Annotated in this window: 7 protein-coding genes and 1 pseudogene; 3 read left to right on the top strand and 5 right to left on the bottom strand. The window is 60.0% G+C overall.

Going from position 1 to position 6,251, the window contains the following annotated elements; genetic code table 11:
- A partial coding sequence (locus AC1DRP_RS33995; protein WP_476770834.1) for a Y-family DNA polymerase occupies window positions 1-563 on the bottom strand: 563 nt, incomplete at its 3' end.
- A 172-nt stretch (window positions 564-735) separates the two neighbouring features.
- Here AC1DRP_RS33995 and AC1DRP_RS33990 point away from each other — a divergent pair.
- Window positions 736-1,794 carry an IS110 family RNA-guided transposase gene (locus AC1DRP_RS33990; protein ID WP_476770833.1) on the top strand — a complete coding sequence of 353 codons (1,059 nt, stop codon included), beginning with the start codon at window positions 736-738 and terminating at the stop codon, window positions 1,792-1,794.
- A gap of 299 nt (window positions 1,795-2,093) precedes the next feature.
- On the opposite strand, the gene AC1DRP_RS33985 is transcribed toward AC1DRP_RS33990, so the two are convergent.
- The 3 genes and pseudogenes from AC1DRP_RS33985 to AC1DRP_RS33975 form a co-directional block, all read right to left on the bottom strand.
- Window positions 2,094-2,582, bottom strand: a complete 489-nt coding sequence (locus tag AC1DRP_RS33985; RefSeq protein WP_476770832.1) for a hypothetical protein — start codon at window positions 2,580-2,582, stop codon at window positions 2,094-2,096.
- 148 nt (window positions 2,583-2,730) lie between these two features.
- A pseudogene (locus tag AC1DRP_RS33980) lies at window positions 2,731-2,844 on the bottom strand (Y-family DNA polymerase); the annotation flags it as partial.
- Entirely contained in the window at window positions 2,841-3,335 is a 495-nt protein-coding gene (locus AC1DRP_RS33975) for a LexA family protein (RefSeq protein ID WP_476770831.1), read from the bottom strand. The gene AC1DRP_RS33975 and the pseudogene AC1DRP_RS33980, both read right to left, overlap by 4 nt.
- Before the next feature lie 324 nt (window positions 3,336-3,659).
- Between AC1DRP_RS33975 and ligD the strand changes: the two genes are divergently transcribed.
- Together ligD and AC1DRP_RS33965 are read left to right on the top strand one after the other, a co-directional pair.
- Complete coding sequence (gene ligD, locus AC1DRP_RS33970) at window positions 3,660-4,601, top strand: non-homologous end-joining DNA ligase (protein WP_476770830.1); 942 nt, start codon at window positions 3,660-3,662, stop codon at window positions 4,599-4,601.
- A 173-nt stretch (window positions 4,602-4,774) separates the two neighbouring features.
- Complete coding sequence (locus AC1DRP_RS33965) at window positions 4,775-5,629, top strand: Abi family protein (RefSeq protein WP_476770829.1); 855 nt, start codon at window positions 4,775-4,777, stop codon at window positions 5,627-5,629.
- On the opposite strand, the gene AC1DRP_RS33960 is transcribed toward AC1DRP_RS33965, so the two are convergent.
- Window positions 5,583-6,230, bottom strand: a complete 648-nt coding sequence (locus AC1DRP_RS33960; RefSeq protein ID WP_476770835.1) for a recombinase family protein — start codon at window positions 6,228-6,230, stop codon at window positions 5,583-5,585. The two genes, AC1DRP_RS33965 and AC1DRP_RS33960, sit on opposite strands and share 47 nt — an antisense overlap.
- Window positions 6,231-6,251: the final 21 nt, after the last annotated feature.

Here is a 6,251-nt window from a genome sequence, read left to right as displayed (position 1 = left end):
CGATAAGCCAAGGGCCCCGATCGGGGCCCTTGGCTTATCGTCTCACATCGCCAGCGCTGGCCTGGTTTTGCTCCGCCCAAGTGGCCTGGAATCCGGCCGCCGTTGACAGATGCAACATCCGCCGCGGTCCTGYAGCCTAGCGCCATTAACTTCGCCTGACTCGCCGGACCGACACCCCAAATGTCGCCGAGCTCGACAAGGGGCAGCCATTCTTCCCGAGCGGTAGCGCTGGTCAGGTCGCATACCCCCAGCAATTGCGGAGTGGATTTGGCGATCTTGTTGGCCAGTTTCGCCAGGGTCTTGGTGGGGCCGATCCCGACGCACGTGGGGATTCCTGTCCATGTCGAAACCGACGATCGCAGGTCCCGCGCGAACTCCTCCCGCTTTTCTGGCTCGATCTGCGCGACGTCCAAAAAACTCTCATCGATCGAATAGATTTCGATGTCAGGGGAGAAACGTTGATAGACCTCGTTCATGCGGCGGCTCATGCCGCCATAGAGACTATAATTTGAAGAGAAAACGACCACGCCGTTATCGCGGCAGAGGTCGCGCATCTTGAACATGGGCTCGCCCATCTTAATGCCGAGTGCCTTAGCCTCGGATGTGCGAGCCACAGCGCAGATCGTGTAATCGGGCTTGGCTGATTGCGACCGTCGCGGATCGTGGCACCCTGCTCGGTTGTGCAACTCGGTCGGCCCCTGAAGGCATCCGACCACCGTTCAGGAGCGGAATGCCATGCGCTACTATGCCGGCTTGGATGTGTCGTTGGCCGAGACTTCGATCTGCGTCGTTGACGAGGAAGGAAGGTTGGTCCGCGAAGGGAAAGCGCCGAGCGAGCCCGACGCCATCGCAAACTGGCTGGCTGAGCTTCGCGTTCCCTTCACACGCGTCGGACTGGAGACCGGGGCACTCGCCGGATGGCTTGCGGAGGGGATGACCGAGCTCGGCGTTCCCGGTGTCGTCTGTATGGATGCCCGACACGCCCGCGCTGCCATGACGGCCATGACCCACAAGACCGATCGCAACGATGCGAGAGGGCTTGCGCAGATGTTGCGCACCGGCTGGTTCCGATCGGTGCATATGAAGACGCGCAGCACGATGGAGCTGCGCACGCTACTCACCAGCCGCAAGACCCTTGTGCTGAAGATCGGTGACATCGAGAACCAGATCCGGGGTTCACTTTGCCTCTTTGGTATCAAGATCGGCACGTCGAAGCGCCGGACCTTCGCCGAGCGTGTCCGCGAGTTGACCACGAACCTGCCTCGCATCGCCGCGATCCTGGAGGAACTCCTGGCGGCTCACACCGCCATGCTGCGGTCCCTGGATCGGATCAACCGAATGGTGCTGGCGATCGCCCGCGAGCATGAAGTGTGCCGGCGTCTGATGACGGTTCCCGGGGTCGGCGCGATCGTCGCACTCACCTACATCGCCGCAATTGAGGATCCGGCACGCTTCTCCAAATCCCGATCTGTGGGCGCCCTGCTCGGCATGGTGCCGCGAAAGCACCAATCCGGCGAGGTGGACCGAAATGGACGTATTACGAAGACCGGCGACAGCGAGGCGCGGTCGATGCTGTTCGAGGCAGCCCATGTCATGCTGCATCGGGTGAAGAGTTGGTCGGTGCTGCGCGCCTGGGGTATGAAGGTCGCGCATCGCCAAGGCAACAAGCGAGCGACGGTGGCCCTGGCGCGCAAGATTGCGGTGGTGATGCACCGCATGTGGGTCGACGGTACGACATTCCGCTTCAGGGCAACCGGGAATGCTGCGGCATCGACCACGGCATGCACTGCGTAGGTTCGGCACGGCCGTGAAGAGGTAAGACCGGGCTCGCCTGGTCTTTCTGGATCGTCCTCACGGGGACGGGCGAGGAGATGAAGCCGTAATGACGGGTGAGCTGGCTCAACGCCAAGCCCGCTGTCGCATATAGGCTCGCCTCCTTTCGGAACGCGATCTTGTGGCGGCCGATGGGCCGACCCCGGACAGAAGCCAAGAGCCCCGTGAGTGCGAGCCCAGATTATCAAACTGTCGGCCTCGGACGATCACGCTCGGTCGAGGGAGGGCAGCTTTCGACCCTAGCTGGCGCTTGGGTCGACCTATCTATCGGACGCACTGCCCACTACCAACCCAAGTTCGGGCAGGACAAAAAGGCGACGTGTGGTTCCCGACTCTTGGTAGAAGCTGCCTGGTCGCTTCAGCGCTTCCGGTATCCCATATGGCCAAAGCCACGAATGCTTCTGACCACAATGGAGGTTCGGCGGCAGCCCCTCCGAAAAGAACGATGCCGGGACAGGCGTCTCCTTCCACTCGCCATGGAAGTACGATCTGGTTGCTTGATTGTCTGGATTATTGATGTCGGTGAAGAAGCCGATGCCCTTTGATTTGATCGCCGCGATAGTCTGCTCACTCAGGCTGAAAGAAAATGCACCTTGGTGGCCGAGAAGGAGCGAGCAGCTACCTTCGGTGTAGAGCCAACCCGTTTGAAGCTTCTGAGGCACGGTGCCTCTTTGTAGGCTGCGGTTCATCAGCGAATAGCCGCCCCATGCCAAGCCGAGGAGCGCGAGGCCAATGACGGCACGTTTCACAACAATCCGACGCAGAATTACCCCCGCGAAAAGAGAGCCTTTCGCATCAAGGTTACGGCACTGTGGGAATGTCAGCAAACTACCCGAACGCCCTTTCACCGAGCGTCGCGGTGGGTTTTCGCTTGACGGCAAAGGCCCGATTACAGAAGCCGTCATTATTGGAAAGTACGATGACCGGGCGGCTTTTTAATCTTGGATCGAAAACCCGCTCGCAGCTGCAATAAAAGCTGTTCCCATCGATCAAGGCGAATGACCTGGTCATCGCCTGAAGCGCCTTACTGCATTTGTGACGACTCCAAAGATTTCGATGTCTGGATCCGGGCCGGGGTTGAACTCAGGATAGCGGCGATTGCCGAAAACGAGCCGGGGTCGACCGTTCTCGACCCCAAACACTTTCACGCTTCGCTCGCCGTTGACGTCGACCACCACAGGATCTCCGTCGCGAGGAGCGAGAGACCGATCGACCGTGATGAGGCTGCCATCAAAGATGCCCAGGTCGATCGCGCTGTCGCCCGAAACCGTCATGATGAAGGTCGCCGGCGCATTCTTGATAAGCGTCCGCGAAAGATCGATCGGAGCATCAAGATAATCATCAGCCGGGGAGGGGAATCCCGCGCAAACCCTGTTGCTGAATAGCTGAACCAGGAGCGGAGCGCTAAGCGCGACCGCACGGGCGGGGAGGGGGAATACTTGGGCTTGGCGCTGAGATGGCGACCTCGAAAGCCGGATTATGGGCCGATGGATGGTCAGCATGCGCGCGCCCTCGAAAAGAGAACATAACTAGAACAACGCGCGGGGCTGAGGTGTCAAGATTGGAAGCCACCATATTCCTCAGGGCGGGAAAATGCGGTCACAGAGTTCCGGATAAACGCGCGCTCGTACCGGATCTTGCTCGGAACGTTTCCCTGCCGCCGCTAGTTCGGAGTCGTTGTGAGTGGAGTTGCGTCAATGTGCGCGCGTCGCGTTTTGCGCTCCGGCCCGGCGGTCGACATCACCAGAAGTCCTCTCCCGAAGCGCCGCGATGCGCGCCAAAGAGCGCTGGCCTTCGATCCTATGCCCGACAGGGTCGAACCTTGCTTGGCGTTGCTGGCCGTCAAGCCGCCGAGTGGGGATCAATGGGCCTTCGAGGTGAAATGGGACGGCTACCGGCTCGCCATCCATGTAGAGCCCGGCCGGAAGGTCCGGATACTGACCCGGGGCGGGCATGACTGGACGCAGCGTTTCCCGACGATCGCCCATGACATGCGCGAGCTCGGCGTCGATAGTGCCATCCTGGACGGGGAGGCCGTGGTTCTCGACCAGCGCGGCGCTTCGGATTTCGGCGCGCTGCAGCAGGCGCTGGGTGGGCGAGGGGGCAAGCGATCGGCCGCAGGCGCACTGCTTTATGCTTTCGACCTACTCTATCTCAACGGTCGCGACCTGCGAGCGCTCCCTTTGGCCGAACGGCGCAGCATGCTCGCAGGCTTGATTGGGAGCCAGCACAGCTCGATCCGGCTGAGCGAAGAAGTCAACGCCGAAGGCGCCGCGTTCCTGAAGCTAGCCTGTGAGATGGAACTAGAGGGCATCATCGCCAAGCGCGTTGACGCTCCATATCGATCCGGTAGGGGTGGCGAGTGGCTGAAGATCAAATGCGTCCAATCTGAGACCTTTCTCATCATTGGCTGGGTGGCATCAGCATCAGCGTTTGGGGGGATCGGCCGCCTCCTGCTCGCGGCACGCCGCGGAAATGCTCTGGTCTATGTCGGCAGCGTCGGGACGGGCTTTACGGCGAAGTCGGCGACTGAGCTGCGTCGTAGACTGATGAGCATCCTGATCGAGAAACCTACTGTCGCCGGCGTCGCGAAGAAGGGCATACGCTGGGTCGAGCCGACGATCGCTGCCGAGGTCGCGTTCCGCGCCTGGACCAATGACGGCAAGCTGCGCCACGCCTCCTTCAAGGGTGTGCGGGACGATGCCGATGTAGGCGATATCTTTCAGGTGAAGCGATCCATAACCGGCTCGGCGAGCGGAGATGTATAAGGTGTTGTTTAGCGGGCGCCCCCCCGTCGCGACCGGTTCGGCCGGGACCAATGACTCAGCGCTAGCACACAAATGGGCTTGCGATTGAGCCGGGGACGCACTAAATTACTTGGGTCATGGGCCGCCACACGTCCTCTTCGGGGGAGTGCAAAAGGGCGGTTCTTCATTTTTTGATGGCCTTGATTCCCTTTACGAAGCCGCACGCTACAGCTGCTCAACGAGTAGCGCATTTGCGCGCAAAGGGACTGATCATCAACCGCCCCAATGTGGCAGCCCGCAAGATCGAACTCGTCGGCTACGAGCGCCTGCGGATTTACTTTCTCAGCCGACGCGACCTGACCCTACCTCATCGGCCCTTCCGGCCCGGGACCACCTATCACCATATCCTTCGCTTGTATCAGTGCGACATGGAAATTCGCTCCGCCTGCTTTGCCGCAGTCGGCACTTTCGAGTTGCTCTTTCGCAACGCGTTGTCAGAAGCATTGAGCCAGGCCAACGGTAGTCACCCGTACTACGATCACTCCTTGTTCAAGGATGCCGCGGCCAATCTCGAAGCACTTCGATATTTCATCGGTGTGTTCGAGAAATCGAAGGATCAGCGGGCCAGACATTATAAGCAGCGCTATGGCGCGCCTGTCTTGCCCCCGATTTGGACGATAAAGGAATTTCTGACCTTCGGAGCCACTTCACGGCTTTATCAGTGTCTAGAAGGCTCTGTCCGAACGGCAATCGCGCGCCAATTTGGTGTTGCATCAGATGCCATATTCAAAGACTGGATCGAGTGCCTTGTCGATCTGCGCAACATATGCGCTCACCACGATCGCCTGTTTAATCGCCGGTTTCAGAAGCAGCCTCCGAATTACAGGCGAGCCGGAGTGCCGACCGCTTCCGTGCACACGCTCAAGGCTATCCTGGAATGCCTCGATCACCTCTTAGACTCGGCCGGCGCAAGCGCGCATATAACCAACAGGGTCGAAAGGATCATCCGGCGGTTTCCTGAAGTGCAGTTATCGGAAGCTGGTTACTGACGGCAGCTTCGCCGKGTTTCACTGCCGAAAGAGCTTCACGGATCCGCATGACGGTCTGACGGCTCACGTTGTAGTGCTTCGCCAGCGGCGCCACCTTTTGTCCATTTTGCAGTGCGGATTTAATTTCGGCGCGCTGCGAGGAGGTGAGGGCGGTAGGCCTTCCGAGTTTCCTTCCCTCTGACTTCGCGCGACGTAGTCCGGCATTGGTCCTCTCGATGAGAAGATCCCGCTCGAATTGCGCGACCGCGTTTATGACGTTCATGGTCATCTTGCCGGCCGGGCTCGCGAGGTCGACCCCTCCCAGCGCCAGGCAATGAACCCGGATACCAATTTCCTCGAGCCTATGTACGGTCGAGCTGACGTCGATCGTATTTCGGCCGAGGCGATCCATTTTCGTGACAATCAGAATGTCGCCGCGCTCAAGCCTATCTAGCAGGCGGGTGAATCCTGGACGTGCTGAGATCGCCACGCTGCCGGAGACCGTCTCGGAGATGATCCGGTGCGGCTCGATCCTAAAGCCGGCGGCCTCAATTTCCTGAACTTGGTTCTCGGTGGTCTGGCCGTTGGTGGAGACCCGGACATAAGCGAAGGTGCGAGACATGGATTTCCGTCCGAAAAGGGT

The organism is Allobosea sp. 01N443, from assembly GCF_056399325.1.
Note: the sequence above shows the minus strand (reverse complement) of the source record. Positions and strands in the feature narration are given on the sequence as shown.